10 protein-coding genes are annotated in these 12,587 nt (G+C 62.4%); 2 read left to right on the top strand and 8 right to left on the bottom strand.

Features of this window, described 5'->3' with window-relative positions; translation table 11 throughout:
* Positions 1 to 224: 224 nt before the first annotated feature.
* The 7 genes from QTJ18_RS24610 to QTJ18_RS24580 form a co-directional block, all read right to left on the bottom strand.
* Positions 225 to 800: a transglycosylase SLT domain-containing protein gene (locus QTJ18_RS24610; RefSeq protein ID WP_252753950.1), complete on the bottom strand. Its 576-nt coding sequence runs from the start codon at positions 798 to 800 to the stop codon at positions 225 to 227.
* On the bottom strand, positions 730 to 2,271 hold the full coding sequence (fliK, locus tag QTJ18_RS24605) for a flagellar hook-length control protein FliK (protein WP_252753791.1): 1,542 nt from the start codon (positions 2,269 to 2,271) through the stop codon (positions 730 to 732). Before fliK ends, QTJ18_RS24610 begins: the two co-directional genes overlap by 71 nt.
* 2 nt (positions 2,272 to 2,273) lie before the next feature.
* Entirely contained in the window at positions 2,274 to 3,581 is a 1,308-nt protein-coding gene (gene motC / locus QTJ18_RS24600; protein ID WP_489667234.1) for a chemotaxis protein MotC, read from the bottom strand.
* A complete protein-coding gene (locus QTJ18_RS24595; protein WP_252753789.1) occupies positions 3,578 to 4,903 on the bottom strand; it encodes a MotB family protein in 1,326 nt (441 codons plus the stop codon). The genes motC and QTJ18_RS24595 overlap by 4 nt, the downstream gene beginning before the upstream one ends.
* Positions 4,900 to 5,538, bottom strand: a complete 639-nt coding sequence (locus QTJ18_RS24590) for a hypothetical protein (protein ID WP_252753788.1) — start codon at positions 5,536 to 5,538, stop codon at positions 4,900 to 4,902. Before QTJ18_RS24590 ends, QTJ18_RS24595 begins: the two co-directional genes overlap by 4 nt.
* 316 nt (positions 5,539 to 5,854) lie before the next feature.
* The gene (locus QTJ18_RS24585) at positions 5,855 to 6,826 is read right to left on the bottom strand and encodes a flagellin N-terminal helical domain-containing protein (RefSeq protein WP_252753787.1); all 972 of its coding nucleotides are present in this window, start codon (positions 6,824 to 6,826) and stop codon (positions 5,855 to 5,857) included.
* A 283-nt stretch (positions 6,827 to 7,109) separates the two neighbouring features.
* A complete protein-coding gene (locus tag QTJ18_RS24580; RefSeq protein WP_252753786.1) occupies positions 7,110 to 8,051 on the bottom strand; it encodes a flagellin N-terminal helical domain-containing protein in 942 nt (313 codons plus the stop codon).
* A 277-nt stretch (positions 8,052 to 8,328) separates the two neighbouring features.
* On the opposite strand from QTJ18_RS24580, the gene cysD reads away from it, so the two are divergent.
* Positions 8,329 to 9,228: a sulfate adenylyltransferase subunit CysD gene (cysD, locus tag QTJ18_RS24575; RefSeq protein WP_252753785.1), complete on the top strand. Its 900-nt coding sequence runs from the start codon at positions 8,329 to 8,331 to the stop codon at positions 9,226 to 9,228.
* Positions 9,228 to 11,105: a sulfate adenylyltransferase subunit CysN gene (gene cysN / locus QTJ18_RS24570; RefSeq protein ID WP_289852125.1), complete on the top strand. Its 1,878-nt coding sequence runs from the start codon at positions 9,228 to 9,230 to the stop codon at positions 11,103 to 11,105. The genes cysD and cysN overlap by 1 nt, the downstream gene beginning before the upstream one ends.
* 37 nt (positions 11,106 to 11,142) lie before the next feature.
* Here cysN and QTJ18_RS24565 read toward each other — a convergent pair whose 3' ends face one another.
* Entirely contained in the window at positions 11,143 to 12,396 is a 1,254-nt protein-coding gene (locus QTJ18_RS24565) for a DUF6250 domain-containing protein (protein ID WP_252753784.1), read from the bottom strand.
* Between the last annotated feature and the right edge of the window lie 191 nt (positions 12,397 to 12,587).

The following is a 12,587-nucleotide window of genomic DNA, read 5'->3' as shown; positions in this document are numbered from 1 at the left end:
GTCTGGGACAACTCTATAAAATTAACCATGGAATTTAATAGTTGATTAAGACTTGGGTTCCGATTTGCCCTATATCTAGTGGGTCTTCGGAAAATCAAACACAACTCTCCGGTGGAAAAGTTAACAAGGTCGGAATCGGCGCTTGGCATGCCACATTTTCGCCAAATCACTTGGGTCCCAGCACCCCATAGATCGGCGCGGGATTCAACCAACTTTCGGTTGCATTACTCGCAAAAGCTCTTGGCGGTCGGAGTCCAGTTTCCGTAGCCGGTGGCGACAAGATTGGCGATGACGCGGCACACATAGCGCTTCTGCGCCGGGTCATTATTGGGTCCGGCATGGTATCGCGCGACGGCCATGGTCCAGGTTTCATGCCTGTCATGGAGGTTGCGCAGAAAGCGCGCCGCATATTCCACGTTGCGCCGTGGGTTTAGCATGTCCTCCACGGAGACGAAATTCTCCCCGTGGAAATACTGGTTGATCTGCATGCAGCCGACATCGATCAGCTTCTTCCCGGCTCCGCGCGCCTCGGCAAAGGTCTGCAGCGCCTCGTTCGGATCCTTGGGGAAATAGGCCTTCCCCTCGATGTTCAGCGCCCAGGGATAAAGGCTCCCCTTGCGGCCGGTCTCCGTCAGCCCAACCGAATAAAGAATGCCTTCCGGTATGCCGTATTTGGATGCCGCCGCCTGGATCTCTTGTTCGCAGGCGCCGGAACTGGCCGTCGATGCGTCAGAGGTAGAGGCCGCCAGAAGAACGGCCGCCGTCAGGGGAAGAAGACCGAGTATCAACCGCCGCATCATGTTCATTCGTTCCACCTGACGTCCTTGATTGGCCGGACGAGGCCTGGCCCTGCTGCTGCATCTGGCCCTGTTGCGCATTGGGATCCATGGATCGCTGCTGTCCGTCACCGGTCGCCGTCTGATCGCCTTGCTGGGCAGGCGCCACGCTGACCGTCACCTGATCGACAGAGAAGCCCTGGGCCCGCAGAGCGCCCAGTATGCCGCTGCTGTCATCCGACAGCTGCTTTTGGGCAGCGCGGGTTTCGACGGTCAGATGCACCGTCAGCGCCTCCCCGGCCAGCCGCAGCGTGGCTGTCACCGTTCCGAGATCGATCGGTGTCATCTGGAGCTTCAGCGTATTGACGACGTTCTTCGTGGCATTCTGCGAGGCCGTGTTGCGCAGCTCCGAATCGGCCTGCATGGCCGATTGCCAGCCTGGATCGGACGACATGGCCGAGGCGAGCGCCGAACCGTTCAGGGACTGCGTGAAGCCGAGGAAGCGGCGACTGTCGAGCACGGTGATGGTGTCGGCGCCGGCAGCGGCCTTCTTGCCTGTTTCGAAGCTCGCTTTGCCCTCGGAATCGGTGCCGATGGTCATGCTCATGCTCCGGCGTCCGTCCTGCGCCGATGTCAGCTGGAAGCTGCGCTTTTCACGATCGGCCTCCACACCATCCCGCGCGACGAGACCGTCAATGACATCCTTGGAAAGCGTCTGACCATCGACAATGGCCTCATCCTTGCCCTCGCGTCCCGCCTTCTGAACGGCATCGGTGCGCGATGTGCTGGCCTGGCCGCGGCTATTTGCCCGGCCGTCCATGCCGGCCTGCCCCGCTTGCCCTGCCTGTCCCGCGAGGCCCTGCGCAGCGGCAAGACCGGTGAGCAGAGTGGCCACCGCATCCTGCGCCGCAGCCTTCGTGCCCGCCTCATCCTTGGCCGGCATCTGCGGCGTGGCGGCGGCGGCGCCTTCCATGGCTGCCGCCATGGCGGCCTGCGCGTTCATGCCGATTGTCGCCGATCCGGACGGCACGGCGCTCTCGGCGGTCTTGCCATCAGTGGCGGCGGCAGCCTCATCCGACTTTTCCGCAGCCTGGCCTTTCGCCGGCCGCGGCTGGGGGGCCTTGCCGTCTTTTGCAATGGTTGAAGGATCTGCGCTGGCAAGCAGCAGGCGCTCGGCCTCGCTCAGCACCGCGACATCGGATCCGCTGCCGGCCGGCAGGTTTGCCTGCGCAGCCTCTGTTGCGCCGGCACGCAGATAGCTGAGGTCCAGCCGCGATTTGCCGCTCTGGCCGCTCTGGCCGGCCTCGCCGCTGCCGACCTCATCCTCCGCCTTGTGCTTGTCGGCTTTCCGGGCATGGCCGTCACGCGGCGCGTTGCGGTCCCCTTCGACCGAGGACAAGGCATCGTCGAATTCGCCGCTGCCGGACCCGGAGCGGCTGGAAGGCATGCGATTTCCCTGGCTGTAGGCAGCCGCCGTCGTGTCCGGTGTGATCATTGTCACTTGTCCTTGTTGAGCAATTCATCGATTGCGCTCAGGCTTGAGCGACCCTTCTCCAGTATCGTCTGGATGGTGGGATCGATGGCAGGTGAACCTGCCGCACCATGCGCGCCGGGGACATCCTGTCCGGGCAAGGCCGATGTCTGTTCGGCACTGATCTGATTTGGAATAGTGCTCGGCCTGTCTTGCCTGAGACTGTCTTGCCTGAGACTGTCTTGCCTGAGACTGTCTTTCTCAACGCCGTCTTGCGTCGGAGCGCGCAGCACCTGTTCGGCCACGCGCCGGGCCGCAGCACGCAGCGCCCTGTCGCCGGGGCTGAGCTGGCTTTCCTCGACCGCGTCGATGGCCTGCGCCGCCTGATTGACCTTGCCGGAGGAGAGATCGGCGACATCGGCAAACAGCCGGGCGGCCTGGCGGGCGAGAGCAGGCGCATTTTCGCCTCTCTCCTTGGCGCGCCGGGCGGCAAGTGCGGCAAGCTCGGTCTTGCCCTGGATGGTCGCCTGGCGGGCGATGCGCAGGTAGATTTCCTGTGCCCGGTCATCGCTCATCACCTCCAGGGCGCCATCCACATCATCAGCCGTCACGGCGCCGTAATGCTCGACGGCGAGGCGGACGAAGAGGTCTGCGAACTGGCTCGCATAGGGCGAATGGATGAAGCGGCGGGCATATTGCCGGGCATAGGCCAGACCCTCTTTCGCCATGCCGGCCTCCACCGCAATGGCGACCGAACGGCGCAGGGCAGCCTCTTCGACAATGGTGCCGGGCAGCGTCAGCCGGGCTAGCGCATAAAGCCTCAGCGCCTCCTTCGGCTCCTTGGCGACCATCACATTGCCGGCCACAAGCGCCAGATAGGGACCGATGCGCTTGTCCTGATATTCGGGCACCATCTCCACCAGCGTCTTGGCCGCCAGCAGACCACGCCCGGCAAGATATTTGCGCAGGACATCCGATACACGATTGTCGAAATAGCCGCTGACATCCCGCGTCACCAGATATTCCAGCGTCGCCGGATTGCCGCCGCTCATGGCATAGATCAGCGCCGCGTCGACATTGCGGGGATCTTCGAAGACCTTGGGATTGGCCGTGCGCAATCGCCTGTCCAGCGATGTCAGCATGAAGCGCTGCATTTCCGCCGCAGAATGATCGCCCATCACGACGGTATCCTGCACATATTGCAGGGAGCGCATCATCTGATAGGGCTCCAGCGTCTCGCTTGGCTCCTGCGCACGGACCTGCCCGCCGAGCGGCGCAAGAAATGCCGCAGCGGTCGCCAGAAGAAGAGTGTGCCTGATCGCCAATCTCATCAAGTCTCGCCGCCCTCGAGCAGGATCTCGATACGTCTGTTCTGCGGCGCCATAGGATCATCCGGCACCTGCGGGCGGCGATCGGCAAAGCCGGAAATCTGCTTGACCCGGCCGTCCGCCAATCCGCCCTTTACGAGCATGAAGAAGGCGCTGTGGGCGCGCGCGGCCGAGAGCCGCCAATTGTCGTTCGTCGCATCCTTGAAGGGTCGCGCATCGGTATGGCCGCGGATCACCACGTCGCCGCGCCGCTGCTGCAGGATCTGGCCGATCTTTTCCATGGCAAGCACGAGTTCCCTGCGCGGAACGGCGGATCCCACATCGAACATGGGTGTCTGAAGCTGGTCGGAAATGGTGATCAGCACCCCGCCTTCGGCCGGCTTGACGATCAGCCCTTCCGGCAATTTGCCCGCCACGCCGCCGATCTGCGCCTCGATTTCCTGCTTCAGCGCATTTGCCTGCGTCTCAGCGCTCTCGGCGCTCTCAGCGCTCTGGGCGCTTGCTGCAGAGGCGCCTTCAGGCTTGTCTGCCGCCTTCTGGAGCTGCGTTGGCTCGGGCCGCGGCTGCGGCACCGCGACGGCCATCTCTACCGGCTTGTCCTCGGGAGAAGCCTTTGCCTGCGTGGTATCCTGCACTGTCGACGGCGCTGTTCCGGCAACCGGGGGTACGGGCGGCAACATCTCGGTCGGCGCCTCGTCGGCCGCGTTGACAGGGCGCGATTCGGCCGGCGCCTGGTTCTGGCCGTCCGCCCGCGTCACCTCTATCTGCTTGGTCCAGAAGTCGGGATCGAAAGGATCGCGATAGGCTTCGCCGCCGTCAGCGCCGGTTGCCGGTCCCGAATTATTGGCACCTCCCTCACCCTTGGCGCTCACATTGGCCTGCTGACCGACCTCCTGGGCGATCTCCGCCAGCACCGAATAGGGATTCTGGAAGAAATCGGCTTCTGAGTAATTGGATTCCTCGCCGGAACTGGATGTCTGGTCTTCGCCGGTTGCGGCAGCCGCACCCACTTTGTCGGCATCCGCCTCGACGCGCGACCTTTCCTTGGTCTGTTCGCCTTCGGCCGAACTGGTAGGCTTTTCAAGGCCCTTCTTGGCCGGCGTATCGTCCGACAGCTTGATCGGGTTGAAATAGCTTGCGACCGAGGCCTTCGTCTCCTCATTGGCCGCGTTGACAAGCCACATCACGAGGAAGAAGGCCATCATGGCGGTCATGAAGTCGGCATAGGCGATCTTCCACGCGCCGCCATGGGCGCCGTCATGGCCGCCGCCATGCTTCTTGACGATGATGATCTCGTTCTTGCCGTGATGATGGTTCTGTTCGCTCATCCGAGCACCTTCTTCACACTGCCGGCCCAGGCGGACAGGCGTGTCACGAGAACGGCTTCATTGATATCCACCGAGAGATCCAGATCGGCCGATTCGATGTGGCGCAGGTCGCCGGCATCCTCGCCCATGGCGTCCTGCAATTGCTTGAACAGTGATTGCGGTCCGCGCACGGTGATCTGCGCCGCCTTTTCCGCCATCAGGGCCTGCTTCACCGCCGCAGCAAGCTGCTTGACGGCCCGCTTGGCAAGCGCCTCCTCGAGAACCGGTGCGAGCAGCGGCGCAAGCTCAGCGCAGACCTGATCGGCCACCTGATCGACGCTCTCGCGCAGCCTGGTCTCCAGCCGCGTCACCGCCTCGCCTTCCAGACGCGCCCGCAACAGGCTTTCCGCCTTGGCATTCTCCGCCTCGCTTAGCGCGCGCTCGGCATCGTATTGTGCCTTTAGCCTGGCTTCGGCAGCCGCCTCGCCTTCCGCATAGGCCCGGGCCTTTTCCGCCTCCAGGTCGACGGGCGGCTCGTGATGCACGTCCTCGAAGGCAAAGCCTGCACCGAAATCCTCGCTGATTGCCGTCACGACGGGCGGCAGAGGCGGCGGCGCGGAGAAATCCTTGAGGAACCTCGACAGCGGTGGTGTCATTGAAAAGCTCCTCGTCCTGATGCGGCCTGCGCCATGGCGATCGTTCCGAAGATGGCTCCGGACGGGCGAACCGGGTCCCTTCCCCGCACTCCGGCGGCCTGCCGGAAAACGCACCGGCCTTGCTTGGCCAATCGACAATCGGAGTTTGGAACGGTCATCTACACAGTCCTGAGGAAAGCCGGGAAGCACGCATCTCATACTTAACGAAAAAGCGTGAAGAGATCGGAACCTTAGGCAGCCAAACTTGTGCGAAGGTGAAGCGTCCGGACCGCGACGGGGCAGCGCGTGGTCCGGACGCCTCAATGCAGAGCGAGCCTTACTGCTGGAACAGCTGCAGGATGTTCTGCGCGTTGGTATTGGCGATCGAGAGTGACTGGATCGCCAGCTGCTGCTGTGTCTGCAGCGCCTTCAACCGCGTCGATTCCTCGTTCATGTCGGCATCGACGAGACGGCCGACGCCCTTGTCGATCGCGTCCATCAACGTCGATACGAACTGCTCCTGCATGTCGATGCGGGTGGTGATCGCACCGAGCGTCGACGCCGAATCGGTCAGCTGCTGCAGCATGGCTTCCACAGCCAGGAGCATGCCCGAGAGATCCTTGGCCGTCGTATTGGCATCGATCTTGATCTCGGCGCCGGTTGCGCTGCTGCCTGCGGTGCCATTGGGGATGAGATAGTAATGGGCGGTGGTCGTGATGCCGGAACCGTTCGTCTGACTGACGGACCAGTCGCGGGTCAGGATGCCGCGTCCGGCGCTGTGGGTGTCGATCATGATCGAGCCCGACGCGTCGTAATTCAGCGTCGTCAGCGAGATCGCGCCGTCGGCCGAGCGGTTGAAGGAGGCGACGATGTTCTTCGTGCCGGCGGTGGCACTGTTGGTGTTGTAGAGCCAGTTCTCGCCGGAGAAGGAGGCCGATTCGGCAATCGAGGCGAGCTGTTTCTTCAGCTCGGACACTTCCTTGTCGATCTTGGTTTTGTCGACGCCGGGCTGCGAGGCGGCGACCAGCTTGGACTTGATGCTGTCAACCACCTTGATTGCGGATTGCAGGCCGGTATAGGCGGTGTCGGTCGTGGCAGCACCGAGGCCGAGCGCGTCCTGAACCGTGCTCAGCGCCTGGTTGTCGGACCGCATTGTCGTCGCGATCGACCAGTAGGCAGCATTGTCGGCGGCCGTTTCGACCCGAAGTCCCGAGGAAATGCGGTTTTGGACCTGCTCCATGTTCTGGTTGACGGAACGAAGCGTTTGCAGCGCGGCGAGCGCTCCGGTGTTGGTAATGATACTGGTCATCGAGGTACTGCCCCTGGTGTTTGCGGGACATTCCGGAGCGCAACCGGCAACGCAGGATAGCATCATGCTGGCAGGCGGGGGGCATTGCCCCGGCATCTGCCCGGCGTTCTCAAGCAAGCATGTGCCATGCCGCCGGGCTTTCGCCGACGACGCATGCACTGCGTCTCGATGCCGATTAAAGAGCCATTATCCTGCGCGAAGCTGGTGTCTATGCACGATTGCGAAAAAATAAAAAGGCCGCGCAACCGCGCGGCCTTTCCGAATGGCGATGTCTGGCAGACGTTTACTGGAAGAGCTTGAGAACGTTCTGCGAGCTGCTGTTGGCAATCGACAGAGCCTGGATGCCCAGCTGCTGCTGCGTCTGCAGGGCCTTCAGGCGGGTCGATTCTTCGTTCATGTCCGCATCGACCAGCTTGCCGACGCCCTTGTCGATCGAGTCCATCAGGTCGGACACGAAATCCTTCTGCATGTCGATACGGCTCTTGATCGAGCCCACATCGGCGGCAGCGTTGGTCATGTCCTGGATGACCTTTTCGACGCCGGAAAGCGCGTTCGACAGGTCGCCGGTGGTCATGTTCTTGATGTCGAGCGTCAGGACCGAGTAGTTGAGGGCGACAGTACCGCCCGTCGCAGTGCTGAACTTCATGTTGTTCGACAAGAGGCCATTGCCGTTGGTGACGTTGGCGCCAGCCGTGTCGGTCTGGATCAGCGAAGAATTGGTCGTGTCGTATTCGAGCGTGGTGAGCGAGACATTGCCCTGGGCGTCGCGGTTGAAGGAACCGACAATGGCCTGCGTGCCGGCACCTGCAGACGCCGTGTGGTAGACCCAGTTTTCGCCGGAGAAGGAGGCCGACTTGGCAATCGAGGTCAGCTGGTTCTGCAGCTGCGTGATTTCCTTCTGGACCTTGGCCTTGTCAACGCCCGGCTGAGACGCGGCGGTGATCTTGGCCTTGATCTCGTCGAGAACCTTGATGGAGGAGTTCAGAGCGGTATAGGCCACATCGGTGGTTGCCGCGCCAAGGCCGAGAGCGTCCTGAACGGTGCCGAGTGCCTTGTTGTCGGAGCGCATGGTCGTTGCGATCGACCAGTAGGCGGCGTTGTCGGCGGCGGTTTCAACCCGGTAACCCGAGGAAATCCGGCTCTGCGTCGTCTCCATGTCGCTGTTGATGGAGCGCAGTGTGGAAAGGGCTGCGATTGCAGCGGTGTTGGTCAAGATGCTCGTCATTTTACTGCCCCTTGTGCAGGTTGAATGTCAGGGACATTCCGGTTCCGTTCCGGCAAAGGGTGCTGCGCTTCATGCTTGTCTCGACATCCCGTGTGTCAAGAGCGCACCGCTTGAGTGGTCACAGTTAATCGCAGCTTGGTTAATGAGCCGTAAACGGCCGGCCCGATTTGTTTAATTGCTTAAGCTTCTTTTGAATTAGTAACATCTCACTCAGCAGTTAACACCTAAGCAGGAATCAGCTAGGCAGACGGCGACCGAAACGGAACGCACGCAAATCATGGCTCTTTCCCATCTTCAGCGGCTGGAATCCGAGGCAATCCACATCTTCCGGGAAGTCGCGGCCAGTTTTTCGAAGCCCGTCATGCTGTATTCCGTGGGCAAGGACTCCTCGGTCATGATGCATCTCGCGCTGAAGGCCTTCTTTCCCCGCAAGCCTCCGTTTCCCTTCCTGCACGTGGATACGACGTGGAAGTTCCAGGAGATGATTCGCTTCCGCGACGCCATGGCGAAGAGGCATGGCTTGGACCTCCTCGTGCATCAGAATCCCGAAGGCCTCGCCCGGAACATCAACCCCTTCGACCACGGCTCCAGCATGCACACGCATATCTGGAAGACCATGGGTCTGCGCCAGGCGCTCGACGCCTACGGCTTCGATGCGGCCTTTGGCGGTGCAAGGCGTGACGAGGAGAAGTCGCGGGCGAAGGAGAGGATCTTCTCCTTCCGCAATGCGCAGCAGGCCTGGGATCCGAAGAGCCAGCGTCCGGAAATGTGGAAGACCTACAATACCCGCATCACCGCCGGCGAATCGATCCGCGTCTTCCCCATTTCGAACTGGACCGAGGCCGATATCTGGCAATATATCCAGCAGGAATCCATTCCGATCGTGCCGCTCTATTTCGCCGCGCCGCGGCCCGTTGTCAGCCGTGACGGCACGTTGATCATGGTTGATGACGACCGCCTGCGCCTCCGACCGGGCGAGACCATCGAAATGAAGACGGTGCGCTTCCGCACCCTTGGCTGCTACCCGCTGACCGGCGCGATCATCTCCGACGCGGCAGACCTCGACGCGGTGGTGCGCGAGGTCTTGGGTGCCAGGACCTCCGAACGCCAGGGGCGGCTGATCGACAGCGACGAGACCGGCTCGATGGAGCGCAAGAAGAAGGAGGGCTATTTCTGATGACGCAAGCATCCCTCTCTTCGGCGCCCGATCACGAGATCTCCCTGCTGCGGTTTCTCACCTGCGGATCGGTGGATGACGGCAAGTCAACACTGATCGGCCGCCTGCTGCACGATACGAAGACGATCTTCGAAGACCAGATGACCTCACTGCAGCGCGACAGTTCGCGATTCGGTACGACAGGCGAGGAGATCGACTTCGCCCTTCTGGTCGATGGCCTGGAAGCGGAGCGCGAGCAGGGCATCACGATCGACGTCGCCTACCGGTTCTTTGCCACGGCTCGGCGCAAATTCATTGTCGCCGATACGCCGGGCCATGAGGAATATACCCGCAATATGGCCACCGGCGCCTCGACGGCCGATCTTGCCATCGTGCTGGTCGATGCGCGGCAGGGCCTGTTGACGCAGACACGCCGCCACTCCTTCATCGCCTCGCTTCTCGGCATCCGCCACGTCGTGCTGGCCGTAAACAAGATCGATCTCGCCGGCTTCGACGAAGAGATTTTCACCTCGATTTCCGACTCCTACCGGCAATTCGCCGAAACGCTGGGCTTCGACAGCATCCAGGCCATCCCGCTCTCTGCCCGCTTCGGCGATAATGTCTCCAACCGCTCCTCCCGCATGCCCTGGTATCGGGGACCGACGCTGATCGAACATCTGGAAGCGGTGGATGTCCATGACGACCTGACGGCCAAGCGCTTCCGCTTTCCGGTCCAGCTGGTGGTGCGGCCGGACGAAGCGTTCCGGGGTTTTGCGGGCGAAGTGGCCTCCGGGACGGTCGCGGTGGGGCAGCCCGTGGTGACCGCCCGCTCCGGCCAACCGAGCCGCATCAAGCGCATCGTGACGATGGATGGCGACCTTGCTTCTGCGGAGGCCGGCCAGGCGGTGACGCTCGTGCTTGAAGACGAGGTGGATTCCTCGCGCGGCGACCTGTTTTCGCCGCCGGATGCGCGGCCGACGGTCGCCGATCATTTCCAGGCCCGGCTGATCTGGTTCCATTCCAGCGCCATGGTGCCCGGCCGCTCCTATCTCCTGCGGACTGAAAACCATAGCTCGGCCGCCACCGTCACCACCCTGAAATACCAGGTCAACATCAACAGCTTCGCACATGAAGCGGCCAAGGTGCTGCAGATGAACGAGGTGGGCGTCTGCAATATCTCGACGCAGGCGCCCCTGGTCTTTGATGCCTATGGCGACAACCGGGTGACCGGCAACTTCATTCTCATCGACCGGATGACCAATGCGACCGTCGCGGCGGGAATGATCGACTTCCCCCTGCGCCGGGCGCTGAATGTCCATTGGCAATCGCTCTCGGTCGACAGGAGCTTGCGATCGCAGCTGAAATCGCAGGCGCCTGCAGTCCTCTGGTTCACCGGCTTGTCCGGCGCCGGCAAATCGACGATCGCCAATGCGCTCGAACGGCTGCTGGTGGCCAAGGGACGCCACACCTACATGCTCGACGGCGACAACCTTCGCCACGGCTTGAACCGCGATCTTGGATTCACGGTGGAGGATCGGGTGGAGAACATCCGTCGCACCGCCGAAGTGGCGAAGCTGATGGCGGATGCCGGGCTGATCGTGCTCGTCTGTCTGATCTCGCCCTTCCGGGCCGAGCGGCAAATGGCCCGATCCATGATGCCGGACGGCGATTTCGTCGAGATCTTCGTCGACACGCCGCTTTCGGTCTGCGCCGAGCGGGATCCGAAAGGTCTCTACAAGAAGGCGATGTCCGGCCAGCTGGCCAATTTCACCGGCGTCAGTTCTCCTTATGAACCCCCGGAATCGCCGGAACTGCGCCTCGACACGACGGCCGGCCCCGCCGATGAACTGGCGGCGCGGATCGATGATTTCCTGCAGCAGCGTTTTCGCCAGAGCTAAACGACAGACGGCAAAGCCTGGATGCCGCCGGCCTGGTCTAGACCGACAGCCGCTCCTGCATCAGCGCATCATAGTGATCGACCAGCCCCTCGAAATCGGCGCCGCGCTCCTGCGGCCCGAAACTCAGATGGCTGACGACGAAATCGGAATGGATGGCGCAGGTGCGGCCTAGATAGGCGGGCAGATCCACTGTCAGCACGCGCTCGTCATCGCCGGGCGCCAGGGCCATATGGATGATGTCCCGGCCGAGCCAGGCGATGAAGTTGATCGATTGGCGGTCGGTCCATTCGACGAGCGGCGCCGAGAGCGGGAAGCGCTTGTCGGGTGATTGCAGGAAGTGTTCGTGCAGGGCCACCGCCCTTTCGCCGCTCTGCCACAGGCTGCCACCGAAGCCGCCCGGCGGGTGCTCGAAGGTGCCAAGCGTTGCAGGAAGGCTTCCGGCCTGCTGCTGCAGATGCGCGCATATCCCGTTATTGATGACATTGGCCGAGAGCAGGAAATAATGCGGGTGACGGCGGCGGGCGTCGATGAAGCCCGAGAGCCGGTCCAGGTCGAGATAGACGATATCATCGTCGCATTTCAGGAAAACGGCATCTGTGAATTGCGACAGGCGCCGCGCGTAATAATCATAGGCCTGCCAATACGGCATGGGCTCGTTGGGATTGCCGATATAGCGGCGGACCGGTGCCTTCGCATCGCAGATTTCGAGATTGCCGCCCCAGCCGCCGCGGACCATGACCTCGGTCTTGCCGCCGATGTCGAGATCCGGCCATTCGCCGACCACGACCGAATTGACCTCCAGGGTCGCCACGCCGTCCGGCGACAGGCTGATCACCACGGCATTCTCGGCACCCGGCGACAATATGCCGGGCGTGATCTTCGACCAGAGATTGACCGGCTCGCTGCGGTCGGCATGGCCAAGCTGGTCTCTTGGGCATTTGCGCAGGGCGGAGGCCTGGTTGTTCCATCCGCCGATCACCAGTTCGTAGAAATGCTCGGGATCATTCTCCGGAAGCAGGGCGATATGGAGATCATTGGTGATTGCCATGCTGGCGCGGAAGGCGGCGCGCACCGACAGCTCTGCCTTCGCCTGATAGGGCACTTTCGACCCCATGAACCGCACCGGTCCGAATTCGGCCGTGACCCAGTCATGATCCTCCGGCGAGCGGGTGAAATCCCAGACATGCCATTCATCGATGATGCCGAGGTCGAGCGCCTTGCGGATATAGCGCGTGAGAACGCTCATGCGCTTTTGCCGGCCGGCGAAGGTGACGAGAATTACGGGAGCCATGGGGGCCTCGGCTTCGAGTGGGGTGACGGTGGGTCGCAACAAGCATCGTGACGGTGCGATGCGGGTTCATATACAGGCCGCAAGGCAGCAGGAGCTGCCGTCTTCTAATCTTCGGGACAGAGCGGAACCGGAGAGTGCGGCAGCCCGGCCGCCACCCGGAGCGGGCGGTCGACCGGAGGCTGCGGCCGATC

The organism is Rhizobium sp. SSA_523 (genome assembly GCF_030435705.1).
In the GTDB taxonomy this organism is placed as follows: domain Bacteria; phylum Pseudomonadota; class Alphaproteobacteria; order Rhizobiales; family Rhizobiaceae; genus Neorhizobium.
Note: the sequence above shows the minus strand (reverse complement) of the source record. Positions and strands in the feature narration are given on the sequence as shown.

Coding starts and splice junctions, on each gene's coding strand:
- QTJ18_RS24585 (WP_252753787.1), bottom strand. CDS start 6,826: ATGACCAGTATCATTACCAACACCGGAGCGCTCGCCGCGCTGCAAACG.
- QTJ18_RS24610 (WP_252753950.1), bottom strand. CDS start 800: ATGATGCGGCGGTTGATACTCGGTCTTCTTCCCCTGACGGCGGCCGTT.
- QTJ18_RS24580 (WP_252753786.1), bottom strand. CDS start 8,051: ATGACGAGCATCTTGACCAACACCGCTGCAATCGCAGCCCTTTCCACA.
- QTJ18_RS24595 (WP_252753789.1), bottom strand. CDS start 4,903: ATGAGCGAACAGAACCATCATCACGGCAAGAACGAGATCATCATCGTC.
- fliK (WP_252753791.1), bottom strand. CDS start 2,271: ATGATCACACCGGACACGACGGCGGCTGCCTACAGCCAGGGAAATCGC.
- cysN (WP_289852125.1), top strand. CDS start 9,228: ATGACGCAAGCATCCCTCTCTTCGGCGCCCGATCACGAGATCTCCCTG.
- QTJ18_RS24590 (WP_252753788.1), bottom strand. CDS start 5,538: ATGACACCACCGCTGTCGAGGTTCCTCAAGGATTTCTCCGCGCCGCCG.
- cysD (WP_252753785.1), top strand. CDS start 8,329: ATGGCTCTTTCCCATCTTCAGCGGCTGGAATCCGAGGCAATCCACATC.
- QTJ18_RS24565 (WP_252753784.1), bottom strand. CDS start 12,396: ATGGCTCCCGTAATTCTCGTCACCTTCGCCGGCCGGCAAAAGCGCATG.